Origin of the sequence: Paenibacillus gorillae (genome assembly GCF_000513275.1) — a bacterium.
Taxonomy (GTDB): Bacteria; Bacillota; Bacilli; order Paenibacillales; family Paenibacillaceae; genus Pristimantibacillus; species Pristimantibacillus gorillae.
Genome location: NZ_CBVJ010000012.1, coordinates 60,211 through 84,278, shown reverse-complemented (window position 1 = coordinate 84,278; position 24,068 = coordinate 60,211). Strand labels below are relative to the sequence as shown.

The window sequence follows — 24,068 nt, the reverse complement described above, 5'->3', positions numbered from 1 at the left end:
TTCACGACCTCCTCTCGTCCTGTCCGCCGCCAAGCAAATTTTCTATACCTGGCGCCGAACGGATAACCAGCTTAATGGCCCAGAACAAAGTAAGGGCAAATGCGATAAGAACGACAGAAACGACGGCAACGGTAGGATCCTGCCATTTCTCCATATACAGAAAGAGCTGGATTGGCAAAGTGTAGCTGCCCTGACGCAATATAAGCAGTGCAGTCTCCACCTGATCAAATGTAAACACGAAGGCGATTGACCCGGCTAATAATAAAGAAAGTCGCAGCTGGGGTAGCGTGATTGTGAAAAAAATGCGAAGCGGACCCGCCCCCAGATCTGCCGCAGCTTCCCGATGCGCTGCATTCAGATTAGCCATTGCGCTGCCTACGATGGACAAGACGAAAGGAAATACGATGACGGCCTCGCCTAAAATTAGCGCAAATAGTCCTCCAGCAATGTGCATTTTGGAAAATAAAATCAAATAAGCGACGCCGAGCGTAATTTTCGGCATAACCATCGGCGACATGAAGAAGGCGCGAAGCACGCCGCTTCCCCGGAACGGATACTGTATAATCGCCAAAGCAGCCAGCGTACCGGCGACTAATGCCAATGCCACGGCGCCTGCCGAAGCGGCGATGCTGTTCAGGAAAGCTTGCAGAAATTGCTTCTGATCCGCCAGCTTGCCATACCACTCCAGCGTTAGCCCCTCCGGCGGAAACTTCGTGGCGGTCCCCATGCTTATCGAGGTCAAAATAATCATCAGCAGCGGCAAAAGCAAGTACAGCCCGACTGCCCCGGCGCAAACATAGAGGAGCCATTTGAAATCTGCTGTTTTCTTAGGCATCGTTATATCCTCCCCTGCCGGGTGCGCCGGAACATGAGCCAATCCGCACCCTTATTGACAATGAGCGATACCGCGATCGAGGAGACGAATAAGAAAAGGCTGGCTACGGCCGCCATCGGCCAATTGGTGTCCAGCGTCCGCTGATAAATAAATACGGGAAGCGTCATAACCCGCCCGCCGCCTATCAGCTGCGGTGTCGTAAAGGCCGTCAGACAAAGCGTAAATACGATTTGCACGCCGCTGGCAATTCCTCTTGCTGACAAGGGGAAGGTAATAGTGAAGAAAGTGCGCCATTTGCCAGCCCCTAAGTCATGGGCAGCTGCCTTTAATTGATTGTCGCTTTGAGACAGTACATTCAATAGCGGAAATACCATGAAGGGCAGAAAGATATGCACAAGGGCAATGACGACGCCCGTCTCGTTATACATCATGTCGAAACCGCTATCGGTCACACCAAGATGGATAAACAGCCAATTCATAAAGCCTTGGCGCGAAAGCAGCAGCTGCCAGCCGTAGGATCTTACGACAGCGCTGACCAAGAGCGGAAGGAACGTCAACAGCAGCAGTGTTTGCTTCAGCCCCGGCCGGCGCAGGCCGGCCATGCAGTATGCGAGTGGATAAGCAAGCAGCAGGCTCCAGAACGTTACTTTGGCTGCAACGCGGAAGGTTGTCCCGATAAGCGTCCAATAGTAAGGGTCCGTCAGAAAAGCGCGGTAAGCCTGTCCGTTCCAATCACGTACAAGACTCCCGTTGTTGTACAGATCAAAGCTGTATCGTCCGAAAATAAGCAGGCCGCCAAGATAAACAACACCCATTAATGCGATGGCGGGTAGAAGCAGCAGCAGTTGCGCGGCCCAGGGTCGGTTCCCGTTCCCGTAGGTGAACAATCCGACAATTCGGCTTGTTGTCCGCATCATAGTGCTGCCTCCCCTTTCCCAGACGAATCATCGTTCAGAAGCAGGCCATCCTCGGGGTTGAAGCCAATGTGCAGCATATCACCAACGTTATAGCGGATATCGCCCCGTTGATAAAGGGCACTCGCCTGCAGCTGGAATCTTCCGCCGATATCGATCGTATACCGGATGCTGGCACCGCCGTAGACACTCTCGATTACCCTTCCTTCAAAGCGGTTTGCTGAGCGGCTCGCTGCTTCACCCAGTCTGACGTACTCGTACCGGATAGACAGCGGGCGCAAGCTGCCAGCTTGAAACGGCGCAAGCCCCTTCGACTGCCGGATTTGAAACATGCTTCCGAAGCAATCCACGCTTACGAGATCTTGCTCGGTTCCCAGTACTTTAACCTGAAGCAGGTTGGTGTCGCCGATAAATTTAGCAACAAAGCTGTCGGCAGGCCGTTCGTAGATTTCGTCCGGCGCAGCGTATTGAAGCAGCTTCCCGCCTCTCATCACGCCAATCCGGTCGGACATATTCATGGCCTCGCTCTGATCATGCGTGACGAAAATAAAGGTGCCGCCGAAGTCGCGCTGAATCCGTTTCAGCTCGCGCTGCATATCGAGGCGAAGCTGCATATCCAGCGCCGACAGCGGCTCGTCCAGCAGCAGCACCTCGGGCTTGTTGATCAAAGCGCGTGCAATCGCAACGCGCTGCGCTTGGCCCCCGGACAGCTGCGAGACAGAACGCCGGCTGTAATCCCCAAGCTGTACCAGCTCCAGCATCTCATGGACGCGCCGTTTGATCTCTTCTTTTGCAACTTTTCTAACCTTCAATCCATAGGCGATGTTGTTGTAGACATCCATATGAGGAAACAGCGCAAGCTGCTGAAAGATCATATTCGAATTCCGTCCATAAGCCGGAATACCTGAGACATCCTTGCCCGACAGCAGCACCGTTCCCTCATCGGGCTGCTCGAGACCGCCGAGCAGCCGGAGCAGCGTCGTTTTGCCGCAGCCGCTTGGACCCAGCAGCGACACGAACTCTCCCCGCTTCACTTGCAACGACACCTGATCAACGGCAGTATTTCCCGCATAACGCTTAACAGCATGACGCGTTTCTATCGCTATTGCCCCCTGCCCGTCGCTCATCGTGCTCCCCTCCTATCTAATCTGTGCTGCCAAGCCGACTTACAGCTTTGTTTTTACGAGACGATCCCATTGCTCTTTCCACGCGGAGCTGTTTTTGGCAAGTGCATCCCAGTTCGGATTAATTCCTTTACTTTGCTCCTCGACAGAGAAGGAAGGATCGTTTTTATATTTATCCGGAACAGCCGCAGCCGTACTCGTAACAGGTGTTCCTGTCACTTCCGCATAGCGGGACAGCGCTTCAGCGCTAAGCAGCTCATTGATAATCTCGTTGGCAACCTTTTGCTGCTCAGGCGTCGAGCCTTTAACAACCTGCAACGAATACGGGAAGGAAATTGCGCCTTCCTTCGGATAAGCAACTGCAAGCGGAGAACCGCCATCGATCCAGGTTTGTGCAACTTGCGCGCTGAATGGCGCAATGAGGGCATCGCCGGAATCAAGCAAGCCTTTTAATTGATCATTCGATGTAACGAGTGTACCGATCTGGTCGCTGTGCTCTGCCCAGAACTTGAATGCTGGCTCGGGATTTTCGTAGGATGCACCCAGTTCTTCGCCTTTTACGGCAATCAGCGGGGACAAGTAGGAATAGAACATATAATCCCAAAGCGCCGATTTTCCTTTGAACTCTTTGTTATCCCACAGGTCATTCCAGCTGGTTGGCGGTGTCTTCACCAGATTTTTGTTATAAACCAATGCGAAGCTCGATACGCCCCAGACGATGCCTTTGTTGTCGGAAGTGTGGAATTGCTCCGGGATATCTTTCATGTTCGTAACGATGCTAGTGTCCAGCGGCTCCCACATATCGTCGTTCAAGCCTTTAGCTGATGCATCAGCGTTAAAGTAGCCGAAGTTCACAATCGGGTTGTTCGGATCGGCTTGCTTACCTGCTACCATTTTCGGATACATAACGGAGTTGGAGGACTCTTCGAAAGTAACCTCTACGTTTGGATGTTTCTTCACATATTCGGCTACCACTTCTTTCGGAACAGTATCCTGATTCGATCCTGCCCATATGAACATCGTCAATTTGACCTTTTTGCCGCTTCCTGCACTGTCTGGATTATTAACAGCCGGGCTATTAGTACTGCTGCCGCCGCAAGCTGACAGGACTAGCATCAGGGCAAGCGTAAGTGTAAGCCATACATATGAACGTTTACGTGTTCCAGTGAACATATTCGATCTCTCCTCATAGTTGCTCGTATTTTTTATAGTTAATTATTTGTGCTTACTACAGCCTAACCTGCAATTAACGAAGCTCGATTCCCCGGCGGAGCTTTTCCATCAAACTCGCCACTTCAAGGGATGTTAAGGGATCATCTAATGTACCGGATTGACTGATACGCTCGATCTCCGCCATCGTTTTTCTCTTCAGGAAATCACGAAGCGAAACCGGATAGCTGCGCAATGCGGCGTTAACTGCAAGCTGCAATTCATCACTCCACAACGCTTCAAACTGTTCTCTTGCTGGTCCGAAGCTGAATGCTTCCCCGCTTCTTACATGGTTGGCGCGTAATTTGGCAGTAGACGCTTCATCGAGCTGTTTCCCTTTCACCTCTACGCCGTAGCTTTCTCGTGCTTTGCCCGCCGACAACAAACCGCTCTGCACATCTTTCATTACGAGAACGGGATCTCTGTCGAATGGATCGCCATAGCCTCCGCCGCCTTGAGATAGAAAAGTTACCGTTTCTCCCGGCTGCAGCAGCAGCTCGTCAATTCGTCCCAAAGCGCATTCATCAGACAATCCGGCGTTTAAGATAGCTTCTCCATGCTCGCCAACGCCGCCGCCAAGACGGCCCCAGGGCTGGAACTGCATTCGTTCCATATTTCTCGCCGTCATTACCGTATCCGGACTAAGAATTCGGACACGAAGATCGATGCCGCTGCCGCCCCTGTATTTGCCAGCACCGGCAGAGTCAGCCCGCAAGCCGTAGCGTTCGATCAAGATCGGCATTTCCGCTTCAACGGTTTCTGCCGGGATGTTGCGCAAATGTCCAACAGCGAAGTCCATGCCGTCAATGCCATCCTTCATCGGCCTTGCGCCAGAGCCCCCGCAAATCGGCTGGATGACGCCTACCTTTTTCTTTCCATCCGAGGCATCGGTCATCGCCATCATAACGATGCAAGCCTGGCCTGCTCCGGCAGCGGGCAGCTTGCTGCTCTGCGCTTTGCTAAGCGCACCTGTAATGACGTCCATAACACGGATAAAAGTCGCTGCACGCGCGCCCACTGCCGCCATCGGCTCCGGGTTGAGCACCGAAGCTGATGGCGCATCATTCCGCACCATCCGGATCATACCGGAATTCCATGGAATGGTAGGATCGATCGTACGGAAATATCGGATTAGCGCCGGTACTAGCATGTAGTGGCCCTGCTGGTTATGCGTCGGTATGTTGAATGAAGCTCTTACCTGCGGGTCCGTTCCATTAAAGTCCAGATGGATATCGGAGCCGGTTATCGTCATACGGCAGCGCAGCCGAATCGGATAGCCCCCTGGCCCCTTCTCCAGGTAGTCCCAGAAATCATAGGAGCCATCGGGGATATCTTCGACGATCGCCCGCCCTTTCAGCTCGGCGTACTCCAGCAGGCTCTCGATCCCCTGTTCCACTTGGGAAGCGCCGTATCTGGCAATCAGCTCTTTAAGCCGGACTTCGCCCCGATTGAGCGCCGCCATAAGCGCCTTTAGATCGCCAAGATTTTGCTCGGGAATACGGCTGTTGTCCAGAAGCAGCCGCAGCACTTGCTCGTTTGGCCGTCCGGCCTCATACAGCTTAACCGGTGCGATTCGTATCCCTTCCATATGAATATCGTAAGCGGTCGGTGACACGCTCCCGGGAACTTTGCCTCCGACATCGGAGGAATGGACAAAACACATGCCGAAGGCGATTATTTGCCCCGCATGGAAATAAGGCTTGATCAAATGAATATCCGGAAGATGGGTGACCATGCCCCCGGTCGTATAAGGATCATTGCAAATGACGATATCGCCTTCCTGCCAGTTATCGATCGCTTGAATCGCCGCAGCTGCTGGAATACCCAGCGACAAGTTATAGCCGGTATCGAGCGGCGAACCAAATGTTTCTCCCTCCGGCGATAGCAAATAGGTGCCGAAATCGCCGGTTTCTTTGACAAAAGCGGTAAACCCGGTACGAAGAACAACGTTAGCCATCTCCTCGACCGCAGCCTGAATCCGGTTATTGAAAATCTCAAGGAAGACTTTATCTGTAATCATCATTCCGCCTCCCCGATTATATTGCCGTTCACATCTCTATAAATCGAGTAGCCAGGCGGGACGAATACTGTCGTATCATACTCTTCGAGGATTGCAGGACCGGGTATCCGCTCCCCGTCAGGAAGCTGCTCGCGGCTCAGTACGCTAGCCTCATAATGACGCCCGTCAAACGTAATCCTCCGAGTCTCAATCGGCTTCCCGCTAAAGGCTGGCGACTGCATGCTTGCCTTGCTCTTGTTCGGAAGCACACCAACGATCGTAGCCCGCAAATTGACGAACATAACCTCCGCCTCCGGCTGGCTGATGCCAAATACCGTCTCATAAAGCGCATGAAACTTCACGACAGCTCCTTCAGGATTGTTAATATCCTCAGTTGTCAGCGTGACTTCCATATCGAAGGCTTGTCCTTCGTAGCGCATATCCGCGCTATAAATGACATATATGCGCTCCGGCTTCACGCCGCCGCGAATTTCTTCCTCGATCCAGCGGCGTCCTTGCTGCTCCAGCCCGGCAAATTGACCCGCAAGCTCATCGTCATTCAGACTGCTGCTGTTCTTGTGATGCGTATAGACAAAATCATTGCGCAGATTGGCAACTGTACAGCCCATTGCGCAAAGGGTTCCAGGTGAAGGCGGAATGAGAACCCGGCGAATGCCAACCTCCCGAGCCATTAGAAAAGCATGCATCGGCCCCGCTCCGCCATAAGCGAGCAGCGTAAAATCGCGGGGATCGACGCCTTTGCGCGCCATCAGCGGCGAGAACTGTGCGTACATGTTAGCTGTTGCTACATCCAATATCGCTTGCGCCGTCTCCGTCGCGTTTAGCCCAAGCTGATGGCCCAGCCGCTTAAGCGCCTGTTCCGCTAATTCGGGATATAACCGCATCTGACCGCCGAGAAAACGATCTGCCTGCAAAATGCCAAGATGCAGATACGCATCCGTCGTCGTAGCCTGATCACCGCCCCGATTGTAGCAAGCAGGCCCCGGCTTGGCGCCCGCGCTGCGCGGGCCTACCTTCAGAACGCCTACCGAATCGACCCAGGCGATGGAGCCTCCGCCGGCGCCAATTGCAGTCACATCTACCGCCGGAATAATAACGGGAAAGTCGCCAACTTGATTTTCAGTAGAATAAGCCGGTTCTTTATCAATTAAGGCAACATCTACGCTCGTTCCGCCCATATCGAATGTCACCACTTGGAATATACCTGCCTGCTCCGCAATATGAGTAGCGCCGATGACGCCGGAAGCTGGTCCGGACAGAAGCGTCCGGACAGGTTCCGCCGCCGCTCTTGCTGCCGTCATGATGCCTCCGTTGGACATTGTCGACAGCAGTGCAGCTTCAACGCCATATTGTCCGATTCCAGCCTGCAGCCGGTTAAAGTACGAGCCCATTCTTTCGCCTACATAAGCATTCATTACAGTAGCCAATGTTCGCTCGAACTCCCGCTGCTGCGGCCAAATCGCGCTGCTTGTACAGACGAATAATTGCGGATAACGCTCGCGAATGAGCTGCTGCGCCTGCCGCTCGTGCTCATCATTCGCATAGGAATGCAGAAAGCTGATTGCCAGCGCTGTGACGCCCTCTTGAACAAGCTCGTCAACCGCCTTTAACAATTGTTCCGGGACAAGCGGCCTCAGCACGTTGCCGTCCGCAAGCAGCCGCTCCTCAACTTCCTTCACCAGATGCCTCGGAACTAACGGAAGCGTCTTGTCTCCGTATAGATTCGTCGTATTTTCAAGCCGAAGCCGGCGGATTTCGAGCACATCGCGGAAGCCTTCCGTCACCAGCAGACCGGTAACTGCGCCGTTTCTTTCAATTAATGTGTTTACTCCAAGCGTGGTGCCATGAACAAACAGATCAATTTTACCCGTATCAATTCCTCGGTCTTGCAATTGCTCCAGCGCATGAAAGATGGCCTGCTCAGGCGCATCGGCAACCGAAGGCGTCTTAAGTGTTGCGACAACCTGACCTTCGCCATTCGTGACGATCGCGTCCGTAAACGTACCGCCAATATCTATGCCCAACCGGTAGATGGCATCCATCCCCTTCACTCCTTCACCCTGCGCAACCTGCTAAATACGTTGCTCTCTATTTTTGATCGCGAAATAACGTTTAACATCCTCGATCATCTGATTGATATGCGTAACCATTGCTGCTTCCGCTTGCTCCGGGGAGCCCGCCGCTATCGCATCGAGTATCCGCTGGTGATCAACAACCAGCTCACTGCCTACCGAACGGCGGATATAGGCGGTTTCCATAAAGTCTCTGCTCGTCTGCCAGACTAATTGAACAGCATGGAAAAGAACCTGATTGCGTGCTGTGAGCGCCAATAAAGTATGAAACTCACGATCTTCCTCATAAGGGATCATATTTTTGGACAACAGCTTTAACTGAGCAGCTATCGATTCCTCCAGCAAAAGAATATCTTCCTTCGTTGCCCGCTGCGCAGCCAGAGAAGCAATTTCCCGCTCCAGCGCCCGCCTGGCGACAAGCACATCAAGCAAAGCGGATTCTCCGGAATTGTTCAACAGCTGAAGCAGCCGGACATTCACATTTTTCTGCTGCAGCTCCCTTTCCAGAAACGCAATGCGCTTGTTTCCTTCCTCTGTTAGAATCCGGCCCTTGCGGCCTTCCAGAACGGTAAAGCCTTCCACGTCCAACTCCATCAGCTTCCGGCCGATCGTTGCTTGACTCAGATCATATTTTTTCCCTAGCGTATGAACCAACGTACTGGCTCCCAAAGGGCTTTCGGCATTTAACAATTCCTTAAGCAGCTCGTACTCCAGCTGTAAGTTTTGCAATTCCAATGTCACTCTGTTCATCCTTTCGGGCATTCAGTAAGCTCGTGTTGTTACTCACTGATGATTAATGGGATTATAACGCTCTTTCGACAAATAATCAACTATTCACACCAAATTAGTGCGAATAATGCCAAGCTATCTCGATTTTTGTTGAAACCATGCCTCTTTCACTTAAAACAACCGATATTTCATATGATGGGAATCGTTTGAAACAATAGTGCAGCAGCCTTCCATTGTTGCCCACAGTACTATAATCGTCATTATTCCCCTCCATTAAGAGATCTCCTGCTCTATTTTGATGCCCGCCTCCTCTTTGTCGAGTTTTGTTTAATTCGACAAATCTTGTAATTCTCCTTTTTTTTCCAATCATTTTTTTATCACCCTGTCGTTCTTGGCTCTATAAATAGAAAGCTTCCCCGCCCTCCACTGAAGTGGAGAAGGGGGAAGCTTCTCTTGTTTAAATATAAGTTCAACATTCTTTATATCACTTGAAATCCTTCTGAACCAAATTGAACGATTATCGATGCACCGGCAGCAAGCTCAATAACCGGCAGCGAGCACGCCTGCTGCTGACCTAAAGGCTTGCGGGCTTCCTGCGACGTCTCAGAGAGGACATGTACGATGGCCGGAAAAGACGTCTCATTCCACAGCCGCAAGCGAAGTTCGCCTTCGTTCGCCTCAGCAATCCGTTCCGCGCCAATATGATCAATCGCTGTGAAAATCCCGGTATCTGGCTGAACGTATAACCCCGGCACCTCAACAATAGTCAGCATAAGCGCCGTCTCGCTCCAGCAGGAGCCATTGAATACGCCGCCGACTTTGTCTTCGCCTTCCCATGCGCTTAGATTAACTCTTTCGTTGACAAACCCGGCAGGCAGGCGGCTGCTAGGCTCATCCCAGCTCATGATCGGCCGGTCGTCGCGAGACATATATTGCGGGATCGTACGGGCAATATCGCGAAGCAGCTCCAGCCACAGCATGTCGCCAGTAGCACGGAACAGCTTCAGCAAAGAGTCACCGGACAGTGTGCAAATGCCCGGGGCGCTATGCTGATTCTGGGCATTTGCCAGCACCGTTCCCGCCGTTTTCATTCCCAGACGGCCAAACTCCGCATGGGAAGGCCATTGAAAATCATAGGATACGCACCAGGTGATGCACAGGTTCGCCGCTTCCTGAGCTGATGCAAGCCACTCCTGTTCACCCGTCATTTCATAAAGCACGATCAACGATTCCAGCAGCGCAAATGCCGATTCGCTGTCCGGACATTGTAAAATTTCGCCCGGTCCGCCCGTCGTATAGCCTGCTCTCAAATCTCTATCCACATATAAGCGCGCGGATTCGCGAGCTGCTGCTGCGTATCCCTCGTTGTTGAAATATTCAGCTGCCAGCATAAGCCCAGCAGGTACAATCGCACCAGAAGTAGACCCGCCCACGATAATGTCACCGGTATGGACGTCGATAAACTGTCCGAATTGGCCGTCCTGCTCCCATAAACGAACGAAGGCGTCTGCCAGCCGCTTCACTCCGGTTTTCCACGCATCCGGTACCGATTCACCCTGCTGCTCGATGAGCGCGATTTGTTTGAGGGTAAAATATAAGACGTCCCCGCTTTTACGGACGAGATGCCACCTTGAAGCATCCTCCCGGTCAAAGCCGTCGCCCTGATACTGCCCTTGCGAATAAATACCGTGCAGAAGCCCTGATTCCGCTTGCGTACGGAACATAAAATCGATTGTTTGACGAGCTCGCTCCTGGCTTTTATTACTGCCAGCAGCCAGCAGTGTATACGTCGTGATACCGCCGCCTACCCAGCCGCATTGCCAATCCTGAAAATGGTTCTCCCGCAGCCCGACAGAATAATAGTTCTCCTGTTCTGCCCAGTTCATTTCGTTATACTTCGTTTCTAGGATATCCCACGCTGCAAAAAAGGGGATAACGGACGGCAATTGCTGCTGTCTTGCCAATGACTTGCGGATTGGCGCAAACCGCCCTATCCATTCTGTCACGTTCGTACATGGAAACACATGGGCATGGAGCTGCACCGTTGTTTCCCCGTTCGAGCTGGCGCCGCCAGTCGGAATTCTTAACGATAGAGCCGCCTTAGAACGGTCTTCGTTCTCCGTGATTACAATACCAATCGGACCGCCAGAAAGATTAGACTCTAGCAGCAGCCAGAAGCCAACTTTATTGTCCGGCATGTAGATGCCAATTGCAGGCGTAGATAAATCCCGGGAGTCCCGCTCCAATCGGGACTCCCCTTGCCCGATGTTCAAACGAGCAATATCTGTAACGGTCACCGGCACATCTTTGCGCAGATCTTCCTCCGCTTTGAATATCGGCGGATACGGCATACGCCGGGACTGAAACCGGTTGCCTCCGTATACCGATCCCGGCAGCATCACCTGATTTTTCACCGACCAGCCGTCGATGGCAAACTCCAGCTCAGCTGCTCGGTTGCCGTCCTTCCCAACTGACCGGTCATCATTGAGCTGCAGCGTAAATTCAAATACTCCAGCACTAACCTCCCTCTGCTCCCAATTGAATTGCCCTGCTTCATGCCTGCCATTCACTGTCGGCTCCGACAGCCCTGGTATCCCCCACATTCCCGTGTTGCACTCTCCCATATGCTCTCCTCCTAATAAGAATGACCGGCAACAAGGTGCCGGTCAGAAAGTAACCCTTACATACACTTCATCTTCCTATGCTCCAATGCTTTAAGTGCCAGCGCTCCCGTGCTAAGCGAGCAACAAAATGCAAATGTGCAGGCTGATGAGCCCCAAATGGTCCAAATCAGCGCTCAAAATGTAAAAGTACATTTGAAACCCCACATTTTCGCCCTTTTGAGGCTTTTCAGGCCAATCCAAATGCACATTTGCATTTGGATGCGCTAATTCATCGAAAATCCGGCTTTCAACATGCAGATTTACATTTTGATTCGCTGCAGCAGCCTGTAGCTGCCTTCATTCCTTCTGCAGCAGTGAGACTCCGAAGGTGATAACACGCCGGCCGGCAGCCTAGGCTGCCGGCCCTTCAACCTATCTAGTTTCCTCTAACAACTTCTTTGTTCTTCTTGTAAGCGTCGGTCCAATAATCTACCGATTTCTGCAAATCCATACCCGTCAGCTCTTTCATCATGCCAGTCTGGATTTGATTGAATTCAGCATCATCCTTAGCCAAAATCAGCTTCGGAACCATACGCTTGATGTACTCGTCGATTTTTCCGTCAATTCTTTTAATATTATCCGGAGTTACAATCGGCAGCGCCGCAAATTGCGTATAGTCCGTTCCGTTTTTCTTAATCTCACCTTGCTCCACGAGCTTCTCAATTAGCTCACCCGGGTAGCTGATGTTGTAATGCTTACTGTAATCCTTTTCGATTGGATTCATTTTGTCCAGACGCTGCTGGGTAATAATATTGCCGAAGTTGGTCGGCACATTATATTTCGGATCAATGGCGCCGGCCGAGAAACCGCTCCAGTTGTAATATTTCGTAATACCGCTTTTCGCACCAAAGTCCGGATCGGCCTTCGACTGTTCAATTCGTTGCGCAGTATCCATAGGAACATTGTCCTTCACTTCCCAGTCAACGCCCTCTATGCCGTTCATAATCAATCGGGAGCCTTCATGAGATACCAGGAAGTTGATCAATTCCATCGCACGTTCCGGGTTTTTGCTGTTTTTGGAGATAGCGAACGTAGAGTCCAGACGGCCGATTGAGCCGTACTCGCCAACATATTGCGTTTGTCCCTTCGCAGGAGGAAGCGGCGCCCAGCCCTTCAATTCGCCGGCTTTCTCGAATGCGTCATTCGCTTCGTTCGTGCCTGCCCAATTCCACCAGCTGAACAACAGGCGGTTGCTCTTAATTTTTTCCAGCATATTGTCATACTTCATCGTGAAGCTGTCTGGATCGAACAGTCCCAGTGCATTTGCTTTCTGATACATCCGGGCTGTTTCCCATACGCTGCCATTAGGCTCCAGAATTGCGCTTTTTGCTTCCAGCGTCTCAGGATCAACATCCATAAACTTATCAAGCAGCAGCTTGCCGTTATAGCGGTCATAGAATTCCGTCTGAATGCTGTAGCCCCATTCGAACAACGGAGCCATCGCATATACTTTCTCGCCCTTTTCATTCGTCGGATGCTTATCCTGCATTTGCTTCAGGATCTGCAGCAAATCTTCCCAATTATTGTATTGCGGATAGCCCAGTTCTTTGTAGTAATCCCAACGAACCATGTAACCCGGGGATGCATACGTATATTCCTTAGGCGCATCGCCAGCCAGCAGCGGAATAAAGAATAAATTATGCGTATCATTGCTTAAATACTTTTTGCTGAATTCAATCCGCTGTGGTGATTCCTCCAAAACGCTCTTGCCGTGCTCGGCGATCAGATCGTCAAGAGGAATGACCAGATTGCCGTCAATGAGCTGCTTCATATGCCGGCGCTCTGCATAAATAATATCCGGCAAATCGCCGCTCGCCATCATCGTGTTAAGCTTGTCGTCATTCACTTTGGCTTCCGTGCTGATGTTAATGTTCAGCTTTTTCTTAATTTCCTGCGCCACTCGGTCCGTTTGAACGCCTGGTGTAACAGAGCCTCCAAAGCCGTTGCCATAAATGGTCAGCGTAATTTCTTTAGACTGCCCTTCCTTCGCACCCTCTGTGGCACCTGTTTCTTGTCCATTCTGCTTGCCGCTTGAGCAGCCTGCCGCTGTTACGGCTATCGCTACGGTCAAACTAAGTGCAAGCAAAGATTTCCGCCATTTGGTTTGCATGTTGAACCCTCCCTATAATGTTCGATTTGCTACGCTATACAAAGCTTGCCGAAGCAAGCCAGGTATACATCCATAAGCTCTTAACCTTTTACAGCACCCATCATGATACCTTTGACAAAATAACGCTGCATGAACGGGTAGACCATCATAATAGGCAGTGTTACGATCATCGTAATCGCCAGTCTAACGGATGCGGAGGAAACCCGGAATCCGGTTATCCCTGCTGCTGAAGTAATCAACTGCCGATTCGCATCGGAAGCCATCGATTCCGCCTGCCGCAAATAATTGAGCAGGATGAGCTGCAGCGTCTGCAGCTTGGGGTTGCTCACGAGAAAGTAATTATCCGTCCAAGAATTCCACTGATTGACGGCATGGAAGACGGCGACCGTCGCCAATATTGGCATGCACACCGGAAGAATGATATGGCTGAACAGCCGCAGATAGCCTGCACCGTCCATCATCGCCGATTCTTCAAGAACGATGGGCAGCGACTCCATATAAGTCTTGATCAGAATAATGAAATAAGCCGATATGATCGTTGGTAAAATGTACAGCAGGTAGTTGTCCTTCAGCCCTAATCCCCGCATCGTAATGTACCAAGGAATAAGCCCTGCATTCAGATACATCGTAATGATGACAAACCGGTAGACAAATTTTCTTGCGAACATTTCGCGCTTCGTAATGAGATAAGAGAAGAAAGCGCAAGCAATAACCGTCACGACTGTGCCAATAACAGCGCGCGACGCGGATACTATAAAGGCATTAATAATATTGTCCGACTGGAACAGCTGGATATACGTATCCAGTGTGAAGCCTTTCGGGAAAAAGTAGACACCGTCGATAATCGCATCCGGGCTGCTGATGGAATTGATTAGAATGTAATAGAACGGGTAAATGCACAGCAGCATGAATAGGGTGTACACGATGTAGTTGATAGAATGAAATGAAAACTCGCCGATCTGGAACCGCTTCATTCGATGTCCCTCCTCATATGATGGATTCTCCGCGTATTCGTTTGGCCAGATTATTGACTGTAAATAGAAGCGTAATACTGATCACAGTCTTACTGATGCCAAGAGCCGTCGAATAGGAAAAGTCGCTATTCAGCATGCCGACCCGGTACGTATAGTAATCCAACACTTCAATATGAGTAGCTACCAGCGGGTTGTAAAAGACAAAATATTGGTCGAAGCCGTTAGACAGCATATTGCTGACATCAAGCAGGAGCAGAACAAAAAATGTCGGTAAAATGCCTGGCACCGTAATATTCCAGATCGTGCGGAAGCGTCCGGCCCCGTCCACTTTCGCGGCGTCGTATTGCTCTTGATCGATGCCGGCTATTGCAGCCAAATAAATAATGGCGCCCCAGCCAAGCCCTTTCCACATCACAATCCCCGTCTGCACGTACCACACGATATCGTTGTTGCCCAGCACGTTCGTCGGCGAATCAATCCAGCCGAAATGAAACAGCACCTTGTTAATAAAGCCGTCGCTGGAGAAGAACATGAAGAATACAGCATACACGAGCACCCAGCTAATAAAGTTCGGCAGTGTCGTTGTAATCTGTACAATCTTCTTGAACGACTTCGATCTCATCTCATTCAGAAAAATTGCAAATGCGGCAAACAGCGGCGTACATAACAAGCCCAGCACGCTCATAATCATCGTATTGCGAAGCACATTGAATAAATCTTTGCGCTCGTCATACATCAGCTTGAAATAGTCCAATCCAGCGAATGGCGTTTTCCAAAGCGGTACTCCCGGCTTGTAATCAAAAAATGCATATATCCATCCGAATAGAGGGATATAGTTGAAAATAAATACGATGATTACAAATGGAACTGCCATCCAAAACAATTTCATGCGATTGGACAGCCTAAAGCGTACTTGTCTGCGCTCGGCCTGAATCATAGGCTTGCTCTCCACCTTCCGTTCTTCTATGCTTCACTTTCCCTTGTTGTATCTTCATATTAGCCAACAGGGGAAAGCGAAGGAATTGACGGAACGATGAAAAGATGACTTATTCCTGCACCATGCATGATTTTTTCGCAGGCTCAGCCGATAAAAATGATTTTTTTCACAGTATGATGTATTTTTCTACAGTTTATATTCCAACGGGAGGCGCATACGAATCGTCATGCCCTTCCCTTCCTCGCTATCAACATCCAGCCCGAAGGACTCGCCTGCATGCAGTTGAATTCTTTGATTGACGTACAGCAGGCCCATGCCATGCGTTCTGGCTGTTCCCGGCTCGCCGCCGATCTTTTCTTTCGCCAGCCGATACCGCAGCTCAACCAGCTTCTCCTGTGACATTCCTTTGCCTTCGTCCTTCACTTCCAGTACGAGCAAGCCGCCCTCCGCGCGGCCCGACAGCTTGATCGTCCCCGCATATTTCTGTGACATCCCGTGAACGAAACAGTTTTCAAGCAGCGGCTGCAAAATGAACCGAGGGACTTGCGCCTGCATGAGTTCTTCTGGAATGTCCACATGAATGAGCGTCCCCTCCCCGTACCGGTGATTCATGATCGTCATATAGTGCTTAATATAGCCAAGCTCATCCCCCAACGTTGTAAAGACGGAGGTCTCCCGGTAAATCGGACGGAGCATATTGCCAAGCGCCGTAACCGTTTCCTCAATGTTAGGCGCATGCTGCACAGCCGCCATCCATTTCACCATATTAAGCGTGTTATATAGAAAGTGAGGATTGATCTGAGACGCCAGCGTACGCACCTCGGCCTCCCGCTTCATTTCTTCCGTATGCTTATTCGTTTCAATGAGCTCCTGAATGCTTCGTGACATTTTGTTAAACTGCATGCCGAGCCGGCCGATCTCATTATGCGCCATACCAGCTACCTCGAAGCCGACGTTGCCGACTTCCATCTGCTTCATCGCTTTGGTCAGCTTGGACAAAGGAACGGTTAGCCTCATGATCCAGTAATAAGCAAGCACCCAAGCGACAAGAAGGCTTGCAAGCAGCATGACAATTACGATTTTTTTCAGCGTGTTGCTGTCCTTGGAAAACTCGCGGTAAGGAATCTCCTTCACGAGCGTCCAGTCCGTCGTACCGACCCGGTAATACACGACCCGCAGCTTCTCATGCTCATTCCTTGTCGTATAGCTGCCATACTTGTTCCCGTTCGCATGCTCCAGCGTAAAGACCGGCGTATCCCGCTCCCTCCCGTCCTGCCCGTTGCCCCGGATAATGTTGCCGTTGCCGTCCAGCAAATAAATCCAGCCCTTCGTAATACCAGCCAATTCAGCAAAAAAAGGAGACAGACTGCTCTCCTTCATACTAAGTGTAAGAATCGATAAGGGGCGTTCCTGGTAGGAGCTAACAATAGCCCGGGATGCTAAAATAAGTGAATCATTCCATTCCTCCGTCTCCGGGTACCGGAAAACCGCTTCTTGATCCCGCACCTTGACGTTGCTCTGCCAATCCATACCAGGAAACGTATCGAGCACATGCTCATACAACCCCGATGCATACGGCCAGCTGGCTAACCCGGAATCCGAGCTGGTATAAAGCTTTTTACGGGTCACGCCCAGGATTTTTCCCGATTCCGAATACACATAGATCGAATGGATGTTGTCATACCGGAACAGCACATCATTGAATAGTTGGGTGAGTGCTGCCGTGGCCTCCACTTCCTCGGCTTGCGACAGCGGCCTGTCCATATAGCCTCTGACCGATTCATTCGCCAGCAGCACCTTGCTTGTTTTGTCCATTTCACTGCGAATCGCAAGCAGGCTGCTCTCTGCCTGTTTGAAGTTTTGCAGCGTTAACTGCTCCGCTCGTTCTTTGACGATCTTCGTCGTGCTCGCATAGAAGAAAAAAGCGCCCAAAGACAAGACGAGCAGGCTGACACCTGCATAAGTAATAAACAACTGGAAGCGCAGCGTCCCCCAGCGCGCCCTTTCATGAAGCGCATAGCCTAGAAACCTTCCGATAGCAGCGAACATCCCATATCGCTTGTTATTCATCATCACTGTTCTCCTCGGCCCGGCCCCAGCGCTTACGGAATTCACGCGGCCCCATGCCCGTAGACTTCTTGAATGTACGGCTAAAATGGCTGTGATCCATGAAGCCTACATGTTCCGCTACCTCATAGGAACGCAGATCGCTCTCCAGCAGCAGCCTCTTCGCTTTTTCAACCCGGATATGAATGAGATACTCGCTGAAATTGACATCCAGTTCCTTCTTCAGTAGGGAGGATAAATAATTGGGGCTCATCCCGACGACATCAGCGACATCCTGGAGAGTCAGCTCTCCCTGAAAGTTTCTGTTAATATGGGCTACGGCTTCCGCCACCTTACGGCTCATCGGAATTTGCCGGGTCTGCATCAGCCCTTGAATGAAGTTCTCGGCTAACTGCACCATCTCGTCCCAAGTCTCGCAAGACTCCAGCCGCAGCGTGCATTGGGTTACAAGTTCTGCACTTTCCTGCGATTGATGCGGCACATGCAGCGAAAGCCGGTGAAACAAATAGTTGAAGTCACGAACCGTTGCTTCCCGTGATTGCGGGAGCGCACGCTCTTTCAGCCGTTCCGTCCAATGACCGAATTCCTTGACTAGCTGATCACCATGAACGCTAAGTACTTCTGTAAGTCCAGCCAATGAGGATTGAATCTTCTCCTCCGCCCTCAACTGTAAATTAACATCGCCACTAATAAAATGATCGGTATTCACATAAAGCTTGTAGCTCATCGCATGCAGACATTCGCGGTACATCGCCCGCAGGGGTGACAGGTCATGCGCTGTGCTGCTAACGGCAAAAGTGACTGCAATGTTGAAATAGGAACGCATCACTCTGCGGATATGGTCCAGCAGCTGATGCAGTTGCTGGAACTGCTCATTCTCGCTAAGCGAATTGCCAAAGCTGAGCAGAAACAAATAGCGGTTGTCCGCGTCATGGCATACTTCCCCGCAACCATAATCTCTCAATATCTCTTGAAGCACGTTCAGCATGGACATGCGAAGCAGCTGGCCCCGCTCATCCCCGAACCGTGTTTTCAGCCGATGATAGTGATGAATGTCCATAAGGCAGATTCGGATATTATGCGGATCAAGCATCAGCTTGTACTCCGCGACATAGCTTAGAAATTCCTCTTGGGAATAACGATTCCGGAACAAATAATCCTTCACGAAGCTTTCCTTCAGCACGTCGATATCACGCAAAAGATGCTTGGAGGAATCTGCCCTCTCCACATCAAGCTCCTGTTTTACTTTCGCTAAAATGTTGACCATCTCATTGGATTCCATCGTCAGCTTCAAGATGAAGTCGCTTACACCGTTGCGCATCGCGGTTTGAATGAGTCCGAACTCCTCCAGACAGGTTAAAATAATAATTTTCGTCGCTCCGTCATGCTCACGAATGCGGTCGATCAATTCCATACCGTCCATCTCCGGCATACGGATATCCGTAATGACGATATCGGGTTTGTCCTTCTGATAGTGCTCCCAAGCCTCTGCTCCATTAGCTACGTCCGCAGCTACGGACATCCCTAGATTTTCCCAGTTAATCGAATTTTTCAGCCCGAGCCTGACCCACATTTCGTCTTCTGCAATTAGTACCTTGTACAAATCAGCCAACCTCCCGATGCTGTCTTCCTATATATAGTCCCTCTTCGCCCGTGCAGAGATCATTAGATTGACGTATTATTCATTTTCTACGTTATTTCCGTTATTAACACAAGTATAGAGAAGCAGCATTCGAAAACACATGAACTATTCTATGAATTTATGCATATTTCCACACAGGTGAAGCCCTGAGGAAATTCGGTGAGCAGCGCTTCGTTCAACCGCCTATAGGCGTAGTATTCTCGTTTTTTATTTAACCACATCAAGCTTATCAAAAAAGGGGGCTGTTGTACGAAAAAAGAGCCGGATGCGAGTTGGGAAGTATAATTAAAGTAAGCTGACTTCGATGAAATCGAAACCAGCTTATCTCATATGCAAACAATGTTTAACTGAATTCGCCTAAATCTGTATCTAAATCTAAAACCTTCGATGGAACATTCACCTGTATTGATGAGCTCTAGCAGCTAACTAACCGTTTTGTCAATTCAACATTATTCATGCTATATTAAAGCCAAGCTATAGAACGGATAAGGGGGAACAATAATGCGCAACGCCGATGCGACGCGTGAACGAATATTAGAAGCAGCTATGGCGGAGTTCTCCGCCTACGGAATTGCCGGCGCGCGAGTAGATCGAATTGCCAAGGCAGCCGGGTGCAATAAAAATATGATCTATATTTACTATGAGAATAAAGAGACGCTTTTCACGACCATTCTTCAAATGCATCTTACTCGAGTGTATGATGAACTTGTCTTTACACCTGAGGACCTTCCCGGTTACGCAGCGCGTGTATTCGATTTTACGATGGCAAACCCTAACCTCATGCGGCTAATGACATGGTTCAGTCTTGAACAAAAGACGGATAACCCCGCCGAACGAACTGCTGCCCACAACGCAAAAGTTGTGGAATTGACACAAGCGCAGTCTGCTGGACAGATCGGAGCAGCCTTCCCGCCTAACTTCCTTCTGACCGCCATCATGGCTCTATCCACCGCTTGGACAGCAACGAACCCTTTCGGCCCGTCCATCGATTCCAGTGCGACTAACAAATCTGACGAGCTGAGAGATGCTATCTCTAGAGTGGTTGGATTGATGATTAGGGACAGTGAAGATTCAGTGTAGGCAATTGAGTGCTCATCAAAGTTGATACAGCGGTAAAACAAAAAAAGAAATCAGTTCCGCAAAGAAACCTTCAGCAATCTGAAGGTTTTTTTCGCATTACACCGTTACCGTTATGATGTGACATGGCTGTATTCATCGACACTGAGCGGTTATAAGATTGACAATCATTTATCCTAACATTAGAATAAATAATTATAGGATAAATTCCTAGTGAAAAAGGAGGCTTGAATTTGACTGAACGTGACGCAGAAGGATTGGAACTTGATTTAAAGCTAATACGCGTATTAAGAAACATGGTAAAAGAACTATACGCGAGTCTAGAGCGTGACATAGAGAGCCACGGTCTTAGTATAGAGACCTTTCAAATTTTAGAGCTTCTTTATAATAGAGGGCCACAGTCCATTCAAAAAATAAGTGATACTTTCTCGATTCCAAGCGGGAGTATTACCTACGTGGTCGACAAGCTTGAAAAGAAGGGGCTAGTGGAGCGAATCCCAATCCCAGATGACCGAAGAAAAACGAATGTGGCATTAACAGTTGAAGGCCGAAGCAGCTTTGATGATATTTTCCCCAAACATGCCCAACTGATCTCTGAAAATATGTCTTTCGCGACGGATGAGGAAAAATACGAACTGATACAGGTGTTGAAGAAAATTGGTTATGGTATCAAACATCGTGAGAGCAATTCAAAATAGGAGGAATTACTAATGGAAATAGGTGTAGATACATTTGTCGAAACAACCCCGGATGTTATAACAGGTGAGACAATCAGTCATGCACAGCGCTTGCGTGAGGTCGTTGAAGAAATCGTTCTTGCTGATCAGGTAGGACTCGATGTATTCGGGGTTGGCGAGCATCATCGTAAAGAATTTGGCGATTCCGCTACAGCTGTCATTCTGGCAGCTGCAGCGCCAATGACCAAAAAAATTCGTTTAACCAGTTCGGTTACGGTGCTCTCTGCCGCAGATCCAGTACGTTTGTTTCAGCAATTTGCCACTCTTGATGGCATTTCCAATGGTCGTGCTGAGATTATCGCAGGCCGGGGCTCTATGGTCGATGCGTTTCCTCTGTTTGGATACGATTTAAAAGATTATGATGAGCTATTCGAGGAAAAATTAGATCTCTTACTAAAATTAAGGGAATCAGAAAAAGTTACCTGGAAAGGCAGATTTCGACCAGCCATTACGGATTTAGGCGTATATCCGCGTCCCGTTCAGAAACAATTACCTGTATGGATTGGCAGCGGAGGAAATCCGGAATCGGTTATACGCGCAGGGCAACTAGGGCTGCCGCTCGTACTCGCCATTATTGGCGGAAGTCCTTTAAACTTTGCTCCGCTTGTGCCGCTTTATAAGAAGGCTGCCGCACGTGCCGGACATGATGTATCGAAATTAAAAATAGCCGTTCACTCACTCGGTTTCATTGCGGAAAGCACCTCACTTGCAGTAGAGAAGTATTTTCCGCCTACGCAAGCATCGTTCAACTATTTTGGTAAACAACGCGGCTGGGGACAATATACGCAATCTCAATTTGATGCTTCACGCACCTTGGAAGGTGCACTATATGTTGGTGACTCCGAAACAGTTGCTAATAAAATCATTTTTATGCGTAAGCAACTAGGCTTCACACGGTTCTTCTTGCACTTGCCGGTTGGTACGATGCCACATGAGGATGTTATGAAAGCTATTGAGTTGCTGGGGAAAGAAGTGGCGCCACGGGTTCGGGATGAGATTGCAACATGGGAAGCAAATAATATGAAATAACGAAAAATATTCGCTCACCGTACAATGCTAATTAATTTTTGCTACTGTCGTCTATTCCATCTATCTATTTTTATATATAAATAGATGATTGTTAGCAGCCCTTCTTCGTATATTAATAAATAAAATGGAGCGCACTGCCGAATCATCGGAGTGCGCTCCATTTCAGTTGCGCTACTGAACGTAATAGCGACTATAGGTCCTTCTTTTTATCGGCCAGTTGTCGACGATATTCTAGCGCAGGCAATCCGCCCCAGCCCCAATTATCTGTATCCACTTCTTCGATAACGACAAAAGTAGATTCTAGCGGTTTATTCAGAACGTTTAGCAGAAGTTCACTAATCCCTTTAATAAGCTCCGCTTTTTCTTCAGCAGTTACAGATTGACGATCAGGTGTAGTTCCCTCACGAGTTACTTGAATGGTAACAATCGGCATTAGATATACCTCCCTCTCCACTTACAATATTATTTATTTGCCAGCATTCTGCCCGCCATCAACATAAAGAGTCTCACCTGTTATAAATTCAGCCGACTCCAAAAATAAAACAGCATCTACCACTTCATGTGCCTCACCCATACGTCCCATTGGATGCAGCTTAGCTAGAGCTTCATGTGATTCGATGGCGTGCATCGGTGTTTTTATAACTCCAGGCGAAACTGCATTGGCTCGAATGCCTCGAGAAGCGTATTCTATAGCCAGCGATTTCGTCGCCGATTTCAACCCGCCCTTGGTCAGTGAAGCCAGTACCGAAGGAACTGCAGAAGAAGGCTGATCTACCAGGCTCGTCGTTATTGTAACGATGTGTCCCGTTCCTTGCTTCAACATTTGTGTTACCGCTCGTTGCGTAATATGGAAGAATCCAATAACATTAGTGGATAAATAAGTTTCAAATTCTTCTTCTGTATACTCTGTAAAGGGCTTGGACAAGAAAATACCAGCATTATTCACCAGTGTGTCGATACGTCCATAATGGGTCAAGCTTTCATCGATTACTTGCTGTGCAACCTTAGGATCAGCAATGTTGCCGGCAACGAAACGGACTTGCTTTGCTGTAGGATCAATTTCTTTTGCAGCCTCAGCCAGTGCTTGTTCTCGGCGTCCATTAATCACCACATTAGCACCTTGCTTCACCATCTCAATTGCCATAGCCTTTCCAAGGCCGCTGCTTCCACCAGTTATTACAAACACTTTTCCCTGAATAGTCATTTTGTTCGTACTCCTTTATTATTGTTACTTCTTTTATTATTGCCCTAAACCATTTATTACCCATCCTGCAATCGTTACCGTACGTTTTGCTTGATGCTCGGCAGCAGCACGGACATCTTCCTTCATCGCCCCGTTCTGATCCACGGTGACACTTGTACCATAAGGATTACCGCCAGCCACGAATACAGATGGATCCGTAAATCCTGGAGCTGCAACAATCGCACCCCAGTGATACATCGAAGTGTACAATTGGAGGATCGTTTGTTCCTGTCCGGCATTGGCGTTTTGAGCGGAAGTCATTGCACTCACAACTTTATTCACCGTTTTACCTTGAGCCCAAAGGCCGCCTGTTGTATCAAGGAATTGCTTCATTTGAGCCGGAAGATTGCCAAACCGGGTGGGCATGCTAAAGATGATTGCATCCGCCCATTCCAAGTCTGCTAAAGACACAGTTGGAATATTTTTCGTCTCTTCAAGGTGTGATTTCCAAGATGGACTTCCATCAATTACGGATTGTGGCGCAGTTTCCGCTACTTTCAAAATTTTCACATCTGCCCCTGCTTTACGACCGCCTTCCGCCGCCCATTGAGCCATCTGAAAGTTTGTACCATTAGAACTATAGTAGATAACCGCTAAATTCACTTTTTTCGACATTTGTGTTGTCTCCTTATTAAATAGTTTTTTGAACAAACTCATGATTCATCGACTCCAAATTTTATTAATCT

At 49.4% G+C, this 24,068-nt stretch carries 19 protein-coding genes; 3 read left to right on the top strand and 16 right to left on the bottom strand.

The window, feature by feature from the left end:
* Position 1 precedes the first annotated feature (1 nt).
* The 13 genes from TY10_RS01035 to TY10_RS00975 form a co-directional block, all read right to left on the bottom strand.
* The gene (locus TY10_RS01035; protein ID WP_042159667.1) at positions 2-835 is read right to left on the bottom strand and encodes an ABC transporter permease; all 834 of its coding nucleotides are present in this window, start codon (positions 833-835) and stop codon (positions 2-4) included.
* A gap of 2 nt (positions 836-837) precedes the next feature.
* Positions 838-1,752, bottom strand: coding sequence for an ABC transporter permease (locus tag TY10_RS01030; protein WP_042159665.1), 915 nt, complete (start codon positions 1,750-1,752; stop codon positions 838-840).
* Positions 1,749-2,876 (bottom strand): ABC transporter ATP-binding protein, encoded by a 1,128-nt coding sequence (locus TY10_RS01025; RefSeq protein ID WP_042159663.1) that lies wholly within the window; start codon positions 2,874-2,876, stop codon positions 1,749-1,751. The genes TY10_RS01030 and TY10_RS01025 overlap by 4 nt, the downstream gene beginning before the upstream one ends.
* 39 nt (positions 2,877-2,915) lie before the next feature.
* Positions 2,916-4,046, bottom strand: coding sequence for an ABC transporter substrate-binding protein (locus TY10_RS01020; protein ID WP_042159661.1), 1,131 nt, complete (start codon positions 4,044-4,046; stop codon positions 2,916-2,918).
* 73 nt (positions 4,047-4,119) lie between these two features.
* A complete protein-coding gene (locus tag TY10_RS01015; protein ID WP_042159659.1) occupies positions 4,120-6,102 on the bottom strand; it encodes a hydantoinase B/oxoprolinase family protein in 1,983 nt (660 codons plus the stop codon).
* Positions 6,102-8,144, bottom strand: coding sequence for a hydantoinase/oxoprolinase family protein (locus tag TY10_RS01010; protein WP_042159657.1), 2,043 nt, complete (start codon positions 8,142-8,144; stop codon positions 6,102-6,104). The genes TY10_RS01015 and TY10_RS01010 overlap by 1 nt, the downstream gene beginning before the upstream one ends.
* A 30-nt stretch (positions 8,145-8,174) precedes the next feature.
* Positions 8,175-8,915 (bottom strand): FCD domain-containing protein, encoded by a 741-nt coding sequence (locus tag TY10_RS01005; RefSeq protein ID WP_238327393.1) that lies wholly within the window; start codon positions 8,913-8,915, stop codon positions 8,175-8,177.
* 467 nt (positions 8,916-9,382) lie between these two features.
* On the bottom strand, positions 9,383-11,527 hold the full coding sequence (locus TY10_RS30910) for a YyaL domain-containing protein (RefSeq protein ID WP_063510414.1): 2,145 nt from the start codon (positions 11,525-11,527) through the stop codon (positions 9,383-9,385).
* 415 nt (positions 11,528-11,942) lie between these two features.
* On the bottom strand, positions 11,943-13,676 hold the full coding sequence (locus TY10_RS00995) for an extracellular solute-binding protein (protein WP_042159653.1): 1,734 nt from the start codon (positions 13,674-13,676) through the stop codon (positions 11,943-11,945).
* A gap of 80 nt (positions 13,677-13,756) precedes the next feature.
* Positions 13,757-14,650 (bottom strand): carbohydrate ABC transporter permease, encoded by an 894-nt coding sequence (locus TY10_RS00990; RefSeq protein WP_042159651.1) that lies wholly within the window; start codon positions 14,648-14,650, stop codon positions 13,757-13,759.
* 13 nt (positions 14,651-14,663) lie between these two features.
* Positions 14,664-15,587 (bottom strand): ABC transporter permease, encoded by a 924-nt coding sequence (locus tag TY10_RS00985; protein ID WP_042159649.1) that lies wholly within the window; start codon positions 15,585-15,587, stop codon positions 14,664-14,666.
* Between the two features lie 186 nt (positions 15,588-15,773).
* Positions 15,774-17,660 carry a cache domain-containing sensor histidine kinase gene (locus TY10_RS00980; RefSeq protein ID WP_081735057.1) on the bottom strand — a complete coding sequence of 629 codons (1,887 nt, stop codon included), beginning with the start codon at positions 17,658-17,660 and terminating at the stop codon, positions 15,774-15,776.
* Positions 17,650-19,257: a response regulator gene (locus TY10_RS00975; protein WP_042159645.1), complete on the bottom strand. Its 1,608-nt coding sequence runs from the start codon at positions 19,255-19,257 to the stop codon at positions 17,650-17,652. Before TY10_RS00975 ends, TY10_RS00980 begins: the two co-directional genes overlap by 11 nt.
* Positions 19,258-19,797: 540 nt before the next feature.
* Between TY10_RS00975 and TY10_RS00970 the strand changes: the two genes are divergently transcribed.
* The 3 genes from TY10_RS00970 (at position 19,798) to TY10_RS00960 (ending at position 22,139) form a co-directional block, all read left to right on the top strand.
* Positions 19,798-20,376, top strand: coding sequence for a TetR family transcriptional regulator (locus tag TY10_RS00970; protein WP_042159643.1), 579 nt, complete (start codon positions 19,798-19,800; stop codon positions 20,374-20,376).
* 230 nt (positions 20,377-20,606) lie between these two features.
* The gene (locus TY10_RS00965) at positions 20,607-21,071 is read left to right on the top strand and encodes a MarR family winged helix-turn-helix transcriptional regulator (protein WP_238327392.1); all 465 of its coding nucleotides are present in this window, start codon (positions 20,607-20,609) and stop codon (positions 21,069-21,071) included.
* A 12-nt stretch (positions 21,072-21,083) separates the two neighbouring features.
* Complete coding sequence (locus TY10_RS00960; RefSeq protein ID WP_042159641.1) at positions 21,084-22,139, top strand: LLM class flavin-dependent oxidoreductase; 1,056 nt, start codon at positions 21,084-21,086, stop codon at positions 22,137-22,139.
* Between the two features lie 190 nt (positions 22,140-22,329).
* Here the strand turns inward: TY10_RS00960 and TY10_RS00955 are convergent, their stop codons facing one another.
* The 3 genes from TY10_RS00955 to wrbA are packed head-to-tail and all read right to left on the bottom strand — an operon-like array spanning position 22,330 to position 24,039.
* A complete protein-coding gene (locus TY10_RS00955) occupies positions 22,330-22,572 on the bottom strand; it encodes a tautomerase family protein (RefSeq protein ID WP_042159639.1) in 243 nt (80 codons plus the stop codon).
* A 33-nt stretch (positions 22,573-22,605) separates the two neighbouring features.
* Positions 22,606-23,343, bottom strand: a complete 738-nt coding sequence (locus TY10_RS00950; RefSeq protein WP_042159638.1) for an SDR family NAD(P)-dependent oxidoreductase — start codon at positions 23,341-23,343, stop codon at positions 22,606-22,608.
* Between the two features lie 36 nt (positions 23,344-23,379).
* Complete coding sequence (gene wrbA, locus TY10_RS00945) at positions 23,380-24,039, bottom strand: NAD(P)H:quinone oxidoreductase (RefSeq protein WP_042159636.1); 660 nt, start codon at positions 24,037-24,039, stop codon at positions 23,380-23,382.
* Between the last annotated feature and the right edge of the window lie 29 nt (positions 24,040-24,068).